The sequence below is a fragment of the Alteromonas sp. G4i13 genome (assembly GCF_054960505.1).
Genome location: NZ_JBHNYX010000042.1, coordinates 1 through 15,902 on the forward strand (window position 1 = coordinate 1; position 15,902 = coordinate 15,902).

The window sequence follows — 15,902 nt, forward strand, 5'->3', positions numbered from 1 at the left end:
TTTTTAACTAAATTAAAATGCAGAAGGATCATTAGCAATAAGAACATAAATAGCATTTACGATTTTAGCGAGATCGGTCCTTATTTGGATGAATCTTTAATTACGGTCTTCGAAAACAGTAGTCAGAATATTTAAGACAACAAGGACGTTTATGAAACTTTCAGCAATCCTTATTTCGAATTTCAAAGGCATTAGTAACGAAATTACAATTTTAATAGACAACATCGTTGTTTTGGTAGGTCCAAACAATAGCTGTAAATCTACAATTCTTGATGCATACGAGTCTTATGTTTCCTTGGGTAGTCCGCTGAGTATCGACTACTTTCATTGCAGAGATGCTAAAAAGCCAATATCTATCACAGGTGTTTTTACAGATTTAACTCAAGAAGATATTGACACTTTTGGTCGAGAGTGGCTCCTACTGAACGACCCAGATTTTGGTTCTTGTGCAAAGTTTCAGATCAGGTGGGAAAACCCTGATGAAAAAGGTGTTAAATATAGTTTTAGTTCCATAACCAACCATTGGAAAAAAGGTGGTGCTGGTGGCTGGGACGCTTTATTGCAAAGTAGATTACCTACCCCTATTAGATTAAATCCAAATGACGGAGTTGAAGCCTTAGAAAAGATAGTAAAAGACCTAGCGTCCAAAAATGCAGCTAAAAAGGTTAAGGACGATAGAACAAAAGTTGCGGGTATAGTAGCCGAAATTGAAAAGCTTGCCAAAGAGGTAGATAAAGAGTTATCAGGTAGCATTGGTAAACTTAGCTCGAAAATTGAACTCGAAATTAATAAGCTATTTTCTGGTTCATCTGTAATCTTCGAAACTGGCGTAGGTAAGTTTAAAGTCGAAGATGCTATCAAAGATGGAAGTAAGTTTTTTATAAAGACAAGTAACCATCAATCATCATTAGAACATCAAGGAACAGGCATCAAAAGAGCTTTCTTATGGTCAGCAGTTAACGCTCTATGCAGTGAAGGCCTCTTAAAGAAAGGGACAAAGAAAATTCACGATGAAAACCCAAAAATTCTTTTGATAGACGAGCCCGAAATCAATTTACACCCTTCGATAATTAAAGCTGCACGCAAAGCAATCTACGCATTGGCTGACATAGAAGGCTGGCAAATTATTTGCACTACCCATTCGCCTATCTTTATCGACTTGACTCAAGATCACACCACTCTGATCAAGGTTTCAAACAACCAAGAAAACGTATTTTACTTCCAGACAGATCGAGCAAAATTCAGTGATGACGAAAAAGACAATTTAAAGATGCTAAACCGTTGCTGCCCTACAGTGAATGAATTTTTCTTCTACCCAAATTCGATACTTGTTGAAGGTGACACGGAATACCTTGCATATCAGTATATTATTGAGAAAAGTGGTTTAGAGGCTCAATACTGCGTTATAAATTGTAGAGGTAAAGCTAATATTCCAACCTTTATTAAAATATTTGATCAATTCAACGCAAACGCAATCGCTGTGCATGACCTCGACACGAAATTGAATAAGGTTGGAAAGGCTAACGCAATGTGGTCAATAAACCTGAAGATTAGGACTCTAGCAGATGAAGCAAATGGCCGTGTGCAAACAGTGGTACACAACCCTGATTTTGAAGGGTTCTATCTCAATGAAGCACCGGAAAAAGATAAGCCTTACAATTTGTTTACTCACCTCACATCTGCAAAGTTTGAAACCGATGCGAAATATACGGCCTTACGTAATTCGTTAAACGATATTTTGGATGGTACTCATAAAGGCTTGTATACAACACACGCAGAGCTAGACGCTATGGTTGAATAGCATTAGCTAAAAGCGAGTTTCGCAGTATCGTAGCTATATTTCTAATCATTTAGTTCTTTAGGTTATAGTAGGTAAAGGTAGCGTTAATAAGCTCTACGCTACCTATCTTAGGCAAGTCAAAAAGCTAACTTTTTGCGATGCTTTTTATCAGTGTTACTTAATATCAATTCACTAGTAAATATTGGAGATTACTCGATATTGATAAATTAGTATTTAAAAGCTAAATCAAGAGTAAGTAAGTCTTGGAAAATTAGCGTTCAGCTATTTGGGTTTATTATTAAACTCATCAAGGAATTCGCTACTATTGTTTGTTCTTCTTCCAACCACCTCTGATCAATCTTATGCACTCTCAATCTTTTTCTGCTTTTTATAAGCTCGCTACGAATACTTTTCCGCATAATTTTTACACTTTCCTGTCGCTTGTCAGTAAGCAATTCTTGTAACATCTCGTTATTCAGTAAGTGAAAATGTCTAGGCGATATAATCCTGACTTGCTTCAACCTTGAAGGAAACTCTGGCATTTGTTTTACATCTAGTTCGTGCCTCTCTTTATATAAAAGGTGACGCACCTCAATACGCGTAGTGACAGCTAAACTATCGATTACTGTTTTAACTTCTGGATAACACTTACTTTCTTTGAGTAGTTTTTCATACACGATGCAGTGACTAGCGTTAGACTTGCTACCTAGATAAGTAGTTTCGACAACTTGTTGTCCATTGAACGGTATACAATGTGACTTTATAGATTTTGCGTTGTCTCTGAACGCTTGTACAAACGCTGATGAAACACCAGGTAATAGAATGCCGAAGTCGATTCTTGTCACCTTTGCCTTACTGAATAATTGCGTATACCGGTATTCACCGCCAATACGTTTTTGAACATGAATTAACGCCTGCTTTATTTCATCCCGTGTTAGCTTATTTGGATTAAACGATAATCGTAGAGAATACTTACCGGACTCCTTTTCGTTCCCTTCTAAATATAAGAACAGGGACTTATAACTATCACCGTTGAACCGAAACTCGAATCCGTGTGAATAAAATGGTTTGCCGTAAATAAGCCCAGAGCCTCCACCATTGAGTTCGTAGGTCGAGGTAGGAAAAACTGTGAAGTCTGCTGGCTTTGCCGCTGTCCCTGCTTTATAAATGCGAGACTTATTTTTAGCACCAATAGGTTTGAGTAGTGAATCGATATCCTTTATTGAACACCTCACTGTCAGTGTGATTTGGTCGCAATCTAATCTCAGATATCGCTGCGGTTCATTACAATATATTTGCAGTAACATGGCCTGGTATCGGCATAATGTTTTGTCTTGAAGCTTTGCTGTAACGTTATTAATTTGCTTAAAACTTGGTTCAGTATTATCCAAATCAAGCAGTGTCAACAGCTGCGAATTGTATTTGTCGTTAATAAGTTCATAGCGAGACTTATCAAAAGTGCTACGAATCCATGACTGTGTATTTTTGCGATCTGCCATAAAAATACTCTTTTAATACGTAGAAGTGTCTGCCTATACCGTATATTAATAGTGTGTATTAATAGATAGTTACAGTGGTATTACAGAGATTAACAACTAAAAGTGAAGGTGTTGAGTGTGCATTTTGTTGAACTAAAAATGCACCTCAAACAACTACTAAGGTTTATATCATTGAGAACCAGCTTCAGTGATATAAGGATTCACTTCCCACAATGGTTTCTGTCTACAATTTGTAGCCTTTCGAACCACTAACGCAGACTCTAAAACCATAATGGCTCGGTTCACTTCATCGGTGTTTGTGTTTAGTCCGCTCCAATTCTTTTGCGCTATGTCACGAGCCGAGAATTTGGGCGGGAGTCGATCTATCCGTTTTAAAATGAGTATCGCATTAGCAGTATCAACATTTGTTCTAACGTCAAAAACGTGGCGAGCATGAGATTCCAAAAATTTTGCAATTCTGACGGCTTTTTTAGCTGAGGTTTCGGAAACGCTTTTTATAGGGCCGATAACTTGATTCGCATCGTCAAAACTTTCAACCACTTCAAAAAGCAGTGCAAGTTTAGGCACTAGCGTTTTATATTTTAATAGGTAGTTTTGGTACACATCATTGACGTCTTTTTTACTTTTGAAGGAAGTAATCTCTCTGTACCACTGTTTATAAACACCCAATGCTTGCACTGACAAGCAAACGCTGCGTTCCTTCAGGCCAAGATTTGGCTGGAAGCCGAAATCGCATTGATTGATTGAACAAAAGAGACTCTGTACTTTCGAAATTAATGATACTTCCACTTCTCCGGAAGCAGATGAAACTTTGTCAGTATTTTTCGGATGAACAAGAATGTTAAAGCGCTGCCACAGTCCATCATTTTCCTCACTTCCCTTTAAAGTATTTCGAATATGTGGATAAACAACAGATGGTTTGGTGGTTGCAAAAATCGACAAGAGCATGTTACTGGCATACGTAGTGCCCATGTTTAACCTATCAATATCATGCTGACCAAACCCCGAATTACACTCCAATAGGAATGAACGATATTCAAATCCCTTGGAGCCTCGAAGCTGATGAATAAATCCTTTTAGATCCTCTAGGTCCATCAAAATCCCATTGTGATTTTCACCTAGTGTGCGTTGCAAGTCGGCATATGTTGCCTTATTGGTTGTATAACGTACTAACGACGGTTTTTGAGGCTGTCTTGAGTTTTCAGTTACTTCAGATGCTAGTAATTCCTCCATCTTTCTTTTTTCTATAGGGTCTAAGATTTTATCGATAGCAATAATGCGCTGTTTAATATGCTCTGAATTTATCCTTTCACGTATTTTCTCTATTTTTTGCTGCGCTCCATACCGCTTATTGGCATCATCGTAGTCCATCGAAGCTTTATCATTGAGTGGGCCAAAAAATTCCCGCATCCGTAAATGAACAGGAAATTTACCAGCTCCTGAGTCTCCTATCGATATAGCCCAGAAATTTGGCGCAATCACCAAATCACTATTTTTTCTCGGTTTGACGTGAATTTTATGACCGATGACTGAACCAATCATCGTTACAAGTGGAACGAAAGCAAACTCAGGGGGGCAACAATAGGCTTTGCTAAAGTTTTTTACAGTCTCTTGCATTAATTTAGGTAATACATCAAGAGGCAATGCCTCGCTACTACCCTCATATAGGTTTAATTTAGCTGGCGGCACCCACACGTTTAAATTGTTCTTAAGAACAAATTCTACTAGCGTGAGGGGCTGATACTTATACCATTGCTCATACGCAAGTTCGCCTCTATCCCAGTTCTTCGAGCCCGAAAGTTGAATCGGAAAATAGGTTATAACGTTCGCACGTTTACAGCCTTCATTTTCTGCTTTTAAGGCATTGGTTAACTTTTCATGCTGCTCCTCATCTTCGTGAAAGACGAACCAAATAACGCTGTACTTCGTTAACCCAACTTTTTTAATGACAGAGGCATGAGACACTTTTCTCAAAAATTGTATTTCTTCAATGTTATCGAGATTGAATGATCCTTGAATCCCTATTACTCTTCTTCGTTCCAGCCACTTATTGTTTTTAACAAAGGCTTTTCTCCCTTCATTATTTTCATCTTTTAACCATTTTAAGCCCTCAGCTACTCTTAGATTTTGCCTGACATTTCTAGTACTTCCATCAGGCGCGCAGTAAATTAATTCTGCTGAATTCATTTCAGTTATTTCAATTAGCTCGTAAAGGTCTTTGATGCCCTTAAACCCCATTCTTTTTAACGTAGAAATATTTGTTACTTTCTTCATCATTTTTGCTCCAAAAAATTAATTCGATGACCATACGGTGTGTAAAATCAAAACCTATTTTCCGGATGTGTAGTAGTGTTGTCCTCAGTGAAAAAAGCCTATTAAACAGCCAATAAAAAAGCTAAAAAATTAAATAATATCAATTACTTAGTAGAAATAGACCGTACCTTTTTTCTATTTTTTTCTGACACGTTTAAAAGTGTGCTAGTCAATCTTTATGCTAGAGAAAATTTATCAATTTAAGCTATTGTTCTTATTGACAAAAAAAACTGATAGGCTGAGAAAGCTAAAATAAAAAACTTTCCAATAGTTCGGAGTTAAATGATTATGAAATTAGGAACGGAAGAAAGCCGAATCAGACTGGTGCCAGACAACGCTAAACGTGAGGCGTTAGAACAAGCGACAGGGCTTGGTCGTAGTGGCGATGTAAATATTGAACTAAGCAGAATGAAATCCCCCCAGCAAGCTTTCGACCTTTACTTAAAAAATTTAGTCAGAAATCCGAGACTTAATGCTGACGATATTCGGCTCGGCTTTTTACTGTTTCATTTACTTGAGCACAACTTAGGAAGCCAAAGCTTTCTTCTCATACCAATGTCTGACTTCCATATGTCACAAATTGGAGAAAATGGGGTGCTCTACTTTCACGGCACTCGCAACTGTGAGTTTGGATATGACTTTTTGGAAAAGCAAAGTCTGTTAGGCATTGCTAAGAAATGTCGGCTGGACATAGATACATCACGTCTTATTAGTTTGCTCAATAGACTACACAGTTTCTTCTACATAACTTGTACAGAATTATGTGAAGAGAACCTTGCTGTAAATAGGATAGGGTTTGAATATAGATATCAGGAAGTTTTATTGTCTGAAGACGCAAAGATGGTACACATCCGTCTCAATGAGCGGTTCAACAAAATAGATCTCACTAAACGCTGGGGGAAATCAACAAAATAACTATTTTTTGCTGGGACAAAACAGCCATATAAATCACTAAAATCGCCTGATATTATCTTCTTCGCTTTCTAAGCACTTCCATTCAAATTCAATACTTTTAACTTCAAATTCGGAGCATTTTATGAATGCAGCTTACCCCTATGCGCTGTATTTAGGTCGACTTGCGCCTAATAGTCAGCGCTCTATTGCTTCACAACTAAATAGCATCGCAGACATGATGGGTTGGACTGATGAAGAGCGAACAGATAAATATCATCATATCGACTTTCAACAAGCTACCTATATCAAAACGAAACTTATTACTCAGGGTTGGTCAGCTAGATCTATCAACAGAGCAATGATAGCAATCAGAAGTATCGTAAAAATAGCTGTACTGTCTGGGCTCGTACCAGAAATGCAGTCAATTCAGCTTCGGGCTATCAGCAAAGTGAATCACGGCAAACATAATGGAAAGCCTCTCTCAACTGAGCAGGTCAATAAGCTGTTGATAAAATTACAACGCGATACATCTATTCTTGGCATTCGAAACTATGCATTAATTTCAACTCTATTAGGCACAGGGTTACGACGAAGTGAACTAGTAGCACTCTTGGTAGAAGACTTTATCGAAGGTACTGCTCTGATCGTCAGAAAAGGAAAAGGTAACAAGAGCCGAACTGTTCATCTGCCAGCATGGACGCAACTTGCACTGAATCAATGGCTAGCACTTCGAGGTGATAGTAACGGTCATCTATTTGTTCGTGTCGCAAAAGGTGGAAATATTAAACCCAACACCGCTTTGTCATCTTGCTCTATTTATTCACTCACTAAAAAGTCGCTAGCATCAATTGGCGTAGAAGGAGTCTCGCCGCATGACCTTCGACGAACGTTTATCACACGATTACTTGAACAAAATGTAGATATAAACACTGTGCGCCAAATGGCAGGGCATGAGGATATCAGTACAACCATCATGTACGACAAGCGAAATGAAAAAGTGATGCAAGAGGCTGCATCTCTACTTTCCTATCAATAATGGGGCACTAGCATGTCATATAAAGTACTCAATAAGTCGAGTGAGCTTAATTACCTTGCATGTGAATGGGGCAAGCGATTACTCAACTATCTGCCTTTAGTCGATACCGATATACTCGGTAAAAGTCTTGCCAGTAACTTACGTGGTAGCAAGGTATCTACCCAATCGTTTTTCATAGGTAGAAGCAAAAACGTCAATTACAAAGCTTGCCTCACTATTACTGATACTCAGCCTCAGGTAACGAAAACCTTTTTAGCAAATTGTCGCTATATCAGAACCGTGATGGACTTGCCTAAGCAAACCGAGTTACTGATTCAGTTCGCCTTACTCTCGCAGGTTAACAAGTGGATTAGAGCGCTTTCTTCTGAGGTGCACATGCAAACAAGCCACCTTTCGTTAAACGAAATCCTCAAAGACATTTCAGGCATCAGTGACGAACTATTTTTTCACGCAACTGCGCAGCTCAATCATTATGGTTTTCTGCCTGATACAGACTTTTTGTCCTTCGAATATGGCGCAATGCCAAAAGCACTTGTTCGAACGTTGTTAAGTGAAACAATTACCTCAAGGGAAACACTAATAGCACCGTTGCTGCATCCTTCGCCCGACGCAAGCTTCACATTAGATGATTTTCCTCACGTAAATACTGCGCTTTTGTCGCAATATCTCACTGCTGCTAGTAAGTCTAGACAGTCTGGAGCAAGCATTTTGCTCTATGGAGCTTCAGGAACAGGTAAAACAGAGTTATCGAGGACACTTGCCAAATACTGCGATAGAACACTTTACGAAATTCGTTCTACTGCACTTGCTAGCAATTTTTCTGAAGATGAGTTCAATAGCCGCTTTCCAAACAAAGAAAGGCTTCGTTATTTAGCGTTACTTCAATCATTGCTGACGCATAAGGCAGACGCTATGTTGCTGGTAGATGAATGCGAGAGTTTATTCGACTGTGCTGACAGCCAATACAGTAAAGAACATCTACAGCGATTCATTGAGCAAAACGAAATTCCCTGCATTTGGATTACAAACCATATCCAATATCTTGAGCCAAGCTTTATAAGGCGATTCAAGCTCGTATTAGACGTTCCTACGTTGAGACCAGAAGAAATCGAACAGATAACGCGGCCTTACTATCACGGCTTGAGTGTTTCTTCGTCAGCACGAAAAATGATTAGTCAAACAGAGAACATTACGCCAGCAATTGTTGCTAACGCAACACATGTCGCTCACGCTGTAAACGCTAAACGTGCTCGCGCAGAAGCTGTAATCGGTCAAGTTGTCGAAGCGTCACTTAGAGCAACGGAGCAATGGCAAAATAAACTTGAGTACAAAAGTGAGCTACCTTTCGATACGAGCTACTTAAATATTAAGCAGTCAAAGGAGTATCTCAACGAGATAGCGTTCGCACTTAAACACAACCAGCCAGCGAGAACATTGATTTCAGGTCCTCCAGGAACAGGAAAAACCGCTTTCGCGCACTATTTGACAGAGCTACATGGTAGGAAACTGCAGCGTGTTAAATGCTCTGATATTTTAAGTAAATGGGTGGGCGAAAGTGAGCAAAAGGTAGCAGAACTATTTCAACGCGCTCATGATGAAGAGCAAGTAATCTTGCTTGATGAAGTGGATAGCTTACTAAGCTCACGCGAGGCACTTACTGCCCATCACGAACATCAGCTGGTTAATGAGTTCTTAACGCAAATAGAGTGTTTCACACAGCCTTTATTCGCTGCTACTAACTTTTCCGACAAGCTTGATAAAGCCGTGTTACGTCGGTTCGATTTCAAACTAGACTGCCAATATCTTACATCGACTCAAGTAATAGAGTTGTACAAAAAGCTCACTAGAGTAAGAACGCTCAAGGAAGTTGAAACACAAAGGCTATCTTCACTGCGCAACCTTACACCCGGTGATTTCGCTCTATTGGCTCGTCGAAAGAAGTTTCAACCCAAAATTCAAATTCGTGACTTTGCCATCAACCTGTTGGCAGACGAAAACCTGCGTAAGCAGAAACACACCTCAATGGGCTTTATCCGCCCTTAACATTCAAAGGTAAACATTATGACTACATCTGTATTGAGTTCGCTCAAGGTTATCGCTCGTCCTGAAGTTAAGCAAAAGCCACCGGTATTGAACAAGCGCATGAAGCTAATCAACCGACTCGAACAGCAAAAAAAGCTCGCCACTTGTATGCTTGAAGGCACACCATTCGTGGCATACAAAGAAAAAACAGTCAAAGATCCAGAAACAGGAGAGCGGATTAAAAAGCGTTGGCAGGCTACTGTTCGTCCTTGGTACTACGACACCGATAACCATTATTTCCTTGAAGTAAAAGTGGGCATAAGAGCAATAGAGTTACAAAAGGGAAAACCAGCCATAGATGTTGGCGATAAAGAAAAGCTTCCCGAGGTCATCGACATCTTAATAAGCGCGGTAGAAAAAGGAGAGCTTGATGAGTTCTTAATATCGCCGCCAAAGGCTGAAACCAAGGGTAAAACTCCGGTCAACGCAAAGTTAGCAAAATCGTAGTTAGTCCCCTGCTCTACTCATCAGATATCGTCCTTAACTCTTGATTGCGCGAACAACGATAGCGAACCAAGAATCGAGTGCTGTCTATCTTACAAAAGTAAGTCGCACTTACGTAGCGCCAGCTTTTCAGAAGCATAACGAATGGCGCTACTGAAAGCGACGTAGTAGACATTGCAAATTGCTAGTCAGCTACTTTACTTAGTTGCTTGAAAGCGTCGTACAGACGCGCTAGGCAGCACTCACATTCATGGATTTCAATTAGAAGATTTTTTTATTATGCATATTCATTATGAAGGACTCGCTTTGCCTGTCTCAAAGCGATTTGCACAAGCACTCGTCGATTTACTTGTGCAGCATAGCATGTCACAAACAAGCGTGACAATTAACTTCAGAGACCTTAATTACTCAGCTGAAAACGGTGGTTTTCACCCTGTAGAGATTCGTTTGGAGAAACGCAATAACGCATGGCACTTTTGCTACGTCACGGATTTTGCCTATATAGGAAATGTCCCCTATGCAGAGTTAGCAAAAGACCTCGACTTTGATTTCGATGCAGGTGTTTTTCAAAACCTGTTCGGTGTGTTTCCTATTGAGCAAGCAACCGATATGTATCAAATATGGGAAGGTAACTTCTTGCATTACTGGCTGGAATTAGATGTTTTCTCGATATCGGTATCCGAGTAGCTACAAAACATAAAAGTGTAAACACATTGGGAAAGCTGACAAACCAAAGGAGGTAATCATGTCGAGATGCTTTTCCAACTACAACATCACTAGCAGGTATGCCGCTTATGTAGTCTTTAAAGGTCGAACGCCGGGAGTTTACAAATCATGGAAAGAAACTAAAGCCTTAGTGAATGGCTACTCAGGAAGCCGTTACCAAGGTTTCGCGTCTATCGAAGAAGCAAAACGCGCCTACAGACGCTTTTTAGACGACGGCAAAATAGTGCTCAAGGCAAAACGCAAAACCAAGCAAAAGAAACCTCTAAAGCCGAATATGGAAAACGTTGATCTTCCTCCTTGGGAATTAGATTAGGCTAAGTGGTCGCGAAGATAGGACGGTACAAAATAATTTGTGTCGTCCCTTTTCCTTTCTGTCTCGTCATTTCAAAGACGGTAGGAAGACTAGAAACAATATCGGTCACTTTTGCTGCACCATAAGTTCTCGGGTCAAAATCAGGTTTAGCACGCTTTAGAAAATTACCAACTGGACTAACATTCACCCAACCATCATCATTCTGATATAACTCCCAAGCTTTAAGCATTGCTGGTATTAGCTCTTCTGCACCATTACCAGCGCTACTTTGCTCCTGTTTAGGTTTACCTGATTTAGAAACCTGACCAGCCTCTAGGTTTTCGGTGAATATAAAGTCATCACAGGCGTTGCGAAATGACACTGGCGTTTTTTTCTCACCTACGCCAAACACAAACTTCTCTGACTCTCTCAAACGTGACGCTAGCTTAGTAAAGTCGCTATCACTGGATACTAAAGCAAATGCGTCTATTTTTTCAGAATAGAGTAAATCCATTGCATCAATAATCATCGACGCATCTGTTGCGTTTTTACCCGTTGTATAAGCAAATTGCTGAATCGGCTGTATGGCTAATTCATTAAGAGGCGTCTTCCAGTTCTTCAACGCATCAATAGACCAGTCCCCGTAGGCACGCTTGATGAGAACATGGCCGTGTGCTGATATCTCATCCAAAATGGCAGAAAGTTTCGACAGCTGAGCGTTATCAGCATCAATTAGTACCGCTACTTTTTTGTGAACATCCAAGTCTTTCATCAATTTTATCCTTAAAAATACTTATTCTGTGTAACGACATTTAGGAAAGGCAGAACAACCTAGAAAGGTATTGCCTGCATGGGCTCCACGCTTTGCTTGCCGTTCAACAAGATCACTTCCGCACCTAGGGCAAGCGGTCTTTTTTATCTCCTCTACCTTTGGCTCCGCTTGCACATCAAGGATAAGTGAAAGCAGCTCGCCTCCATCAATGAGTACAATGGGCTTATCAGAGGCAAAATCTATAGCTTGCTGGGTGAATTTACCCGAACAAATTACGACAACCTTGGCTGCGTTGCTGGCAGTGAGCACGCCAAGCATCTCGCGTACCACACTGACACCAACTTTTTGCGCTTTCCATTGTTTACACTGAACGATGACTCGTTCATCACCTTTCCTAAGCTCTAGGTCAATTCCACCGTCAGCACCAAACCCACCTTCGGTTACTCGATACCCTTGTCTACGAAAGGCTTCTGCCACTAGCTCTTCGAAGTTGCGCCAGTGCAGCTGACGTATAGTTTCAATACTCTTTTGAGCATCTAATTGCTTGGCCTTACGTCGAGCATTAAAAAATGAAAATGGAGCAATGAGTAATATGAAAATTGCAAAGTAAGGCGCAGGAACAGCGAGCGCCTTAAATACCATATTGATAAGCTGATTATCCGTTTCGATAGAAGGTAGTAAATGGCCCATCAATAAATAGGTAATTGCCGATGTTATAACTGAAACCCACCATGGCGCTTGGAAAAGAAGGTCAGCAAAAGATGTGGTTTTTCTAGGCATAATTGAACATCCTTGTTAAATATCAAAAATATATTAACTCAAGCAATATCTTGATTGGGTATTAATTTCAATCGTGTAGTATCGTCTAACAATAGACGGTAGGTTTTTGAGAAATAGGAGAGGTAAACATGGACGTGTTTATCGGCATTGATGTCGCTTGTGCGAAAGATAAGTATTTACCGCTGGTGATTTGCACCAGACAAAATGGACAATTATTGCCGTTTCCATTAGCTAATTACCAAATAAAACCACCTAGAGGGTTGGGAAACGCTCTAACACTGCACGAAAAAGTAAATCAAACATTTGCAAACGATGTCGCGCGCTACATTGAAACGGTATGCGTCACCTATCAGTTGAATCCTGTTCGTATTGGCATTGACTCACCACTTAGACCAAGAGATAACCGGCTTAAACGCAGGCTCGCGGAACAGGCACTCGATAAGGCAGGCATCAATTGTTACACAACGCCATCGAGAGACGATTTCGAAGCCATTAAGGCAAAGGGTATTGATCATCTGCAAGCAGATAAGCCAATACAAAACCTGCCACATGCTCATCAAATATTTATGCTATTAGGTTTTGCACTGAACGAGCGGCTAAGCAAAATAGCTGAGTGCATAGAAGTCTATCCACACGCGACAGTCAAACAATTAGGCGTTGCTGATATCCATAAAAGCAAAGGGAATCAGGCCGAGTTACAATTATCTGCCATGTCGCAATATACGGGTTGGCCGATAACTAACGAAGACTGGGAACAAGCAGCCAACATGTGTCTTGGTTCGATGCACGATAGAGTGGACGCCTATAGTGCCGCATGGGTAGCCAGCTTACCCGAAATGGAGCGCACCTGTTTTGGTGACCCAGAGAAAGGCGATGCTATCTGGATACCAAAAGTTAAGCCTATAAACGGTATATCTGCAAAGCCACCGACAAAGCCCATTCCCATAACCAAGACAAAACAGGTTGTCTCCAATGCAGAAAATAAGCGTTCTTGTCCTGCCTGTCATCAGCATGAATTTAAACGATGGCCGTTTGGGTGGGATGCGCATGCAGCGCATCGCTGCACTGGACTAACAGAGGTCGAGCCTGAAGAAAGGAAGAAGGAGTTTAAGCGCCGATTTATGAGCAGTTAGACGCGTGCATGCTTTACAACCGTCTCAAAATAAACCACACTGAGCTAAAGTATAGAAACGTAAACAGGGACGATGCTCGACTCTATCAGCTTTGCTCAAAAACAGCGCCTTGCCTACATCGACTTTTGCCTATTGTTTAAAGGTGCGATTTATCGTCAGGACTTAGTTAATCGTTTTCAGGTCGGCTTATCGGCAGGCTCACGCGATTTCGGTATTTACAAAGAGCTTGCACCGGATAACCTGTCTTACGATTCACGAGAAAAGCGATACTTCCAGACTCCTCAGTTCAAACCTGTTTTCGAGCACGACGCAAGGCGCACCCTAACCAAACTTGCCAACGATATCTCCGATGGTTTCGATGCTATTGGTGATATTCATTTCCCAGTAGAGGCACCGTCTAGTCTGAATGTGCCAGATATCTTTATCGTAGCGCGCCTTGTTCAGGCCATTATTAATAATAAAGCGGTTAGCGTTATCTACACGTCACTTTCTAGCGGTTCGAATGCCAGAGAACTTGTTCCGCACTCCATCGTGTACAAGCTAACAAAAGGCAATGCGCCAGATACCGCGCAGATGAATGCCAAAGTACGCGAAATGATCACCGAGGCATTAAAGGCTGATGGAGTTGAAGAAATCTTTAAGCTTGGACAAGGCCAAGATGGCATAGATATCTTTGACGATGATTACCTTGCCAAGATAGAAAAGATAAAGCAGCCTAATACCAAAATTCAGTTGCTTCAGCAGATGCTGGCAAAAGCTTTGGGCGAGTTTAAAAAGGTCAATAAAACCAAAGCGTTTGATTTCTCAGAGCGGTTTAAATCACTGGTTGAAAAATATAACGAGTGAAAAGAAGAAGACGTACTGGTGAGCAATGTACTGGAAGATTTTTCGGACGAAATCATCAACATGTACAACGACCTCAGAACCGAAATGAACTCCTTCGAAGACATGGGCATCAACTTCGAGGAGAAAGCGTTCTACGACATCCTGCTTGCCTTAGCCGCCAAATACGACTTCAACTACCCCGATGATAAATTGCTGGAGCTAGCGAAGGCAGTAAAAGAAGTTGTGGACGACAAGGCCAAGTACACGGACTGGAGTCAGCGCGACGATATTAAAGCAGAGTTGAAAGTGGATTTAATCATACTGTTAGCTAAGCACGGCTACCCACCAGTCGATCGCGATGAGGTGTATAAGGAAATCTTCGAGCAGGCGGAGAACTTTAAGAAGAATAGGGGACAGGTCTAAATAGTAAGACTTGTATAGTCTTGTTCGTTGTGGACTTGCATCACTATTACTGGGTAATTAAAGGATTTTTATGGCGAAGGAAAATACGAGTAGAGAGATAAGTAAAGGATTTTACTGGTTACTAGGCTTGGTATTCGGTATTGCGCTGATATTTATGATCATTGTTTTTGGATTGTATTTCTTTACTTTTTCCGGCGAACTCGGCACTCAGGAGATGTTTGCACAGTTCGGAGATTTCATTGGCGGCTTGCTAAACCCGATTTTCTCCTTTCTGACTATAGTCCTACTCATTGGCTCATTGTTTTTGCAAAGGCAAGAACTGGGTAAAGTAGTTGAAGAGTTGGAGCTTACTAGAGGCGTCCATCAGTCTACAGTAAACATGAGTCTATATGAGCATTTACTTGAAGATTTTCAAAAAGAAGGTTCCGACACCAAAATGTCAGCCTTAAATTTCAGGGAATATTTGGATGAAAAGCTAACTCTAGACATTTCCCATAAAAATAACTACGAGATTGGAAACTTTACGCTATTTGAAATTATTTCCAATAATGGGCTTATGGATATTGCCAAGGAAAAAGGTTACTTAGCCTCTAGAGCATCAGCCACTGGTGACAATGTGACAGCATCTAGGGATTTTAAAGAAAAATTAGATTTACTTGACGCAAGTATAAAAAACATAGTTGAAAAACTTACGCAGGTAAGAGGTTTAGGATGCCCCAAATTGAGAGCAAGTGAGTTACTTGGGTTTTGTGAAGAGATTTTGGAGGACTATTACTATTCTAAGCATATCAACAAAATGGCTAAAACGAATCTGCTCAAGTACGCTCGTTTCAATGAGCTCTTGGCTGCGGTTGAAGACTACCCTGAGAATCCGATTCCTAAGGGTATAATCTCAACGTAAGT

General features: G+C 40.5%; 13 protein-coding genes and 2 pseudogenes. 11 read left to right on the forward strand and 4 right to left on the reverse strand.

The features are described 5' to 3' along the window. Positions 1–151 precede the first annotated feature (151 nt). Positions 152–1,801 carry an ATP-dependent nuclease gene (locus tag ACFI6J_RS17205; RefSeq protein WP_156085792.1) on the forward strand — a complete coding sequence of 550 codons (1,650 nt, stop codon included), beginning with the start codon at positions 152–154 and terminating at the stop codon, positions 1,799–1,801. Between the two features lie 257 nt (positions 1,802–2,058). Here ACFI6J_RS17205 and ACFI6J_RS17210 read toward each other — a convergent pair whose 3' ends face one another. After that, a complete protein-coding gene (locus ACFI6J_RS17210) occupies positions 2,059–3,279 on the reverse strand; it encodes a hypothetical protein (RefSeq protein ID WP_156085791.1) in 1,221 nt (406 codons plus the stop codon). 168 nt (positions 3,280–3,447) lie between these two features. Further along, the gene (locus ACFI6J_RS17215; RefSeq protein WP_156085790.1) at positions 3,448–5,556 is read right to left on the reverse strand and encodes a DUF3987 domain-containing protein; all 2,109 of its coding nucleotides are present in this window, start codon (positions 5,554–5,556) and stop codon (positions 3,448–3,450) included. A 324-nt stretch (positions 5,557–5,880) separates the two neighbouring features. On the opposite strand from ACFI6J_RS17215, the gene ACFI6J_RS17220 reads away from it, so the two are divergent. From ACFI6J_RS17220 to ACFI6J_RS17245, 6 genes are all read left to right on the forward strand, one after another. Further along, entirely contained in the window at positions 5,881–6,507 is a 627-nt protein-coding gene (locus tag ACFI6J_RS17220) for a hypothetical protein (protein WP_156085789.1), read from the forward strand. A 121-nt stretch (positions 6,508–6,628) separates the two neighbouring features. Beyond that, positions 6,629–7,522: a tyrosine-type recombinase/integrase gene (locus tag ACFI6J_RS17225; protein WP_156085788.1), complete on the forward strand. Its 894-nt coding sequence runs from the start codon at positions 6,629–6,631 to the stop codon at positions 7,520–7,522. Positions 7,523–7,534: 12 nt separating this feature from the next. Continuing rightward, the gene (locus ACFI6J_RS17230) at positions 7,535–9,565 is read left to right on the forward strand and encodes an AAA family ATPase (RefSeq protein ID WP_156085787.1); all 2,031 of its coding nucleotides are present in this window, start codon (positions 7,535–7,537) and stop codon (positions 9,563–9,565) included. A gap of 18 nt (positions 9,566–9,583) precedes the next feature. Continuing rightward, entirely contained in the window at positions 9,584–10,051 is a 468-nt protein-coding gene (locus ACFI6J_RS17235; RefSeq protein WP_156085786.1) for a DUF6641 family protein, read from the forward strand. Between the two features lie 276 nt (positions 10,052–10,327). After that, a complete protein-coding gene (locus ACFI6J_RS17240) occupies positions 10,328–10,735 on the forward strand; it encodes a DUF2787 family protein (RefSeq protein WP_044445991.1) in 408 nt (135 codons plus the stop codon). A 58-nt stretch (positions 10,736–10,793) separates the two neighbouring features. Further along, positions 10,794–11,087 carry an RNase H1/viroplasmin domain-containing protein gene (locus ACFI6J_RS17245; RefSeq protein WP_101563297.1) on the forward strand — a complete coding sequence of 98 codons (294 nt, stop codon included), beginning with the start codon at positions 10,794–10,796 and terminating at the stop codon, positions 11,085–11,087. A gap of 1 nt (position 11,088) precedes the next feature. Here the strand turns inward: ACFI6J_RS17245 and ACFI6J_RS17250 are convergent, their stop codons facing one another. Next, entirely contained in the window at positions 11,089–11,838 is a 750-nt protein-coding gene (locus ACFI6J_RS17250) for an NYN domain-containing protein (RefSeq protein ID WP_012516807.1), read from the reverse strand. 21 nt (positions 11,839–11,859) lie between these two features. Beyond that, positions 11,860–12,618, reverse strand: a complete 759-nt coding sequence (locus ACFI6J_RS17255) for a DUF2034 domain-containing protein (RefSeq protein WP_156085785.1) — start codon at positions 12,616–12,618, stop codon at positions 11,860–11,862. Between the two features lie 128 nt (positions 12,619–12,746). Between ACFI6J_RS17255 and ACFI6J_RS17260 the strand changes: the two genes are divergently transcribed. From ACFI6J_RS17260 to ACFI6J_RS17275, 4 genes and pseudogenes are all read left to right on the forward strand, one after another. Then, complete coding sequence (locus tag ACFI6J_RS17260) at positions 12,747–13,751, forward strand: DUF429 domain-containing protein (protein WP_156085784.1); 1,005 nt, start codon at positions 12,747–12,749, stop codon at positions 13,749–13,751. 72 nt (positions 13,752–13,823) lie between these two features. Beyond that, positions 13,824–14,285 (forward strand): annotated as a pseudogene (locus ACFI6J_RS17265) (WYL domain-containing protein); the annotation flags it as partial. Further along, a pseudogene (locus tag ACFI6J_RS17270) lies at positions 14,265–14,999 on the forward strand (DUF3387 domain-containing protein); the annotation flags it as partial. The pseudogenes ACFI6J_RS17265 and ACFI6J_RS17270, both read left to right, overlap by 21 nt. Positions 15,000–15,069: 70 nt before the next feature. Then, complete coding sequence (locus ACFI6J_RS17275; RefSeq protein WP_156085782.1) at positions 15,070–15,900, forward strand: hypothetical protein; 831 nt, start codon at positions 15,070–15,072, stop codon at positions 15,898–15,900. Positions 15,901–15,902: the final 2 nt, after the last annotated feature.

What these genes read in the sequence shown, in the direction of transcription:
- ACFI6J_RS17205 (WP_156085792.1), top strand. Translation starts at nt 152, where the DNA reads ATGAAACTTTCAGCAATCCTTATTTCGAATTTCAAAGGCATTAGTAAC.
- ACFI6J_RS17210 (WP_156085791.1), bottom strand. Translation starts at nt 3,279, where the DNA reads ATGGCAGATCGCAAAAATACACAGTCATGGATTCGTAGCACTTTTGAT.
- ACFI6J_RS17215 (WP_156085790.1), bottom strand. Translation starts at nt 5,556, where the DNA reads ATGATGAAGAAAGTAACAAATATTTCTACGTTAAAAAGAATGGGGTTT.
- ACFI6J_RS17220 (WP_156085789.1), top strand. Translation starts at nt 5,881, where the DNA reads ATGAAATTAGGAACGGAAGAAAGCCGAATCAGACTGGTGCCAGACAAC.
- ACFI6J_RS17225 (WP_156085788.1), top strand. Translation starts at nt 6,629, where the DNA reads ATGAATGCAGCTTACCCCTATGCGCTGTATTTAGGTCGACTTGCGCCT.
- ACFI6J_RS17230 (WP_156085787.1), top strand. Translation starts at nt 7,535, where the DNA reads ATGTCATATAAAGTACTCAATAAGTCGAGTGAGCTTAATTACCTTGCA.
- ACFI6J_RS17235 (WP_156085786.1), top strand. Translation starts at nt 9,584, where the DNA reads ATGACTACATCTGTATTGAGTTCGCTCAAGGTTATCGCTCGTCCTGAA.
- ACFI6J_RS17240 (WP_044445991.1), top strand. Translation starts at nt 10,328, where the DNA reads ATGCATATTCATTATGAAGGACTCGCTTTGCCTGTCTCAAAGCGATTT.
- ACFI6J_RS17245 (WP_101563297.1), top strand. Translation starts at nt 10,794, where the DNA reads ATGTCGAGATGCTTTTCCAACTACAACATCACTAGCAGGTATGCCGCT.
- ACFI6J_RS17250 (WP_012516807.1), bottom strand. Translation starts at nt 11,838, where the DNA reads ATGAAAGACTTGGATGTTCACAAAAAAGTAGCGGTACTAATTGATGCT.
- ACFI6J_RS17255 (WP_156085785.1), bottom strand. Translation starts at nt 12,618, where the DNA reads ATGCCTAGAAAAACCACATCTTTTGCTGACCTTCTTTTCCAAGCGCCA.
- ACFI6J_RS17260 (WP_156085784.1), top strand. Translation starts at nt 12,747, where the DNA reads ATGGACGTGTTTATCGGCATTGATGTCGCTTGTGCGAAAGATAAGTAT.
- ACFI6J_RS17275 (WP_156085782.1), top strand. Translation starts at nt 15,070, where the DNA reads ATGGCGAAGGAAAATACGAGTAGAGAGATAAGTAAAGGATTTTACTGG.